The sequence below is a fragment of the Nostoc sp. DedSLP03 genome, assembly GCF_034530815.1.
Taxonomy (GTDB): Bacteria; Cyanobacteriota; Cyanobacteriia; order Cyanobacteriales; family Nostocaceae; genus Nostoc.
Genome location: NZ_JAVRCK010000231.1, coordinates 1 through 1,444 on the forward strand (window position 1 = coordinate 1; position 1,444 = coordinate 1,444).

Annotated in this window: 1 protein-coding gene; it reads left to right on the plus strand. The window is 33.8% G+C overall.

The window, feature by feature from the left end:
* The first annotated feature begins 73 nt into the window (after nt 1–73).
* Nucleotides 74–1,402, plus strand: coding sequence for an IS701 family transposase (locus tag RM368_RS38460; RefSeq protein WP_322698928.1), 1,329 nt, complete (start codon nt 74–76; stop codon nt 1,400–1,402).
* Nucleotides 1,403–1,444: the final 42 nt, after the last annotated feature.

The following is a 1,444-nucleotide window of genomic DNA, read 5'->3' on the forward strand; positions in this document are numbered from 1 at the left end:
CCCTCTTCTGTCACTTTCCGGGTATTCTAAATAAAAGGACTAAAAGAAAAAACTCTGGAAACTAAGCAGGGCAATGGATGTAGAATTACAAATCCTGAAACATTTGGCAAGAGATGCTCACCCAACAGTTGCGATCGTAGATGAATATTGTGCAGAGTACAAAGACCTATTTAAGGAAGTAAGAAATTATGAGTGCTTCAAATATTTACACTTGGGGATATTATCAACGATAAAAAGAAAGTCGTTACCAGAGATAGCGAAGGTAGTGAGTATAAATTCGGCACAATCATTACATCATTTCTTAGCAAATTCAGATTGGTCAGTAGATAAATTAAAACTCTTAAGATTAGATAAACTGAAAAAACAATTAGATGGTCGTGCAATTACATTAGTAATAGATGAAACAGGAGATAGAAAAAAAGGTAAGAAGACAGATTATGTGGCTAGACAATATTTAGGCAGCGTAGGGAAAATAGATAATGGAATAGTTTCAGTTAATGCCTATGGAGTTTACGCTAACATAACTTTCCCATTAACCTTCAAAGTATTTAAACCAAAAGGAACACTAAAGGAATCAGATAAATATAAAACGAAAATAGAGTTAGCATCAGAGATAATTACAGAGTTAATGGAATCAGGCTTCAATATTGAATTGGTATTGGCTGATAGTTTATATGGTGAAAGTAGCCAATTTATAAGAAAAATAGCTGAATATAATTTAGCTTATGTTGTATCAATTAGAAGTAATCATGGAGTCTGGTTGCCAGCAGGAGAAAGGGTTAGGGCGAATAAATGGTGTAAATTTGAGAGAACATTTAGCAATCAGAAGTCAGAAATTAGATACATTAGGGAAATAATTTATGGTAAAAAAAGAGCCATAACTTACTGGGAAATAACTACTGACACAGAAACTATGCCAGAAAATTCTACCTCCTTCGTAATGACGAATCTTCAAGGAAATTTGAAGAAGATGTTAGGCGACTTATATGGATTAAGAACCTGGGTTGAATATGGGTTTCGACAGTGTAAACAGGAACTAGGCTGGACAGATTACCGCTTCACTAATTTCCAACATATTGAGAGATGGTGGGAGATTATTTTTAATGTTTATACAATGATTAGTTTCAATTCTCCAGTCTTCTTAGGCTTGAATCAATCGCATCAACTTGAGACTGAAGCACAAGAAAATATTGATGTTGATTTTTCTAATCATCCACAATGGAATCATGAATCTGGATGGAAGAATACTTTAAATAATCTGCGTCTCGTTATCCAACCACTTTTACTATTTTGGTTAATTTATCCCTGGTTAAGTATTTTCCCGAATTCACATTTATTACTGGGATTCAATCATTTAATTGCGGCAATGAATCAATTTAAACCCTGTTATGCTTCTGGATGATTTCGCTTTTTTACTATTTGCTTATTCCGGAGAGTGACAGAA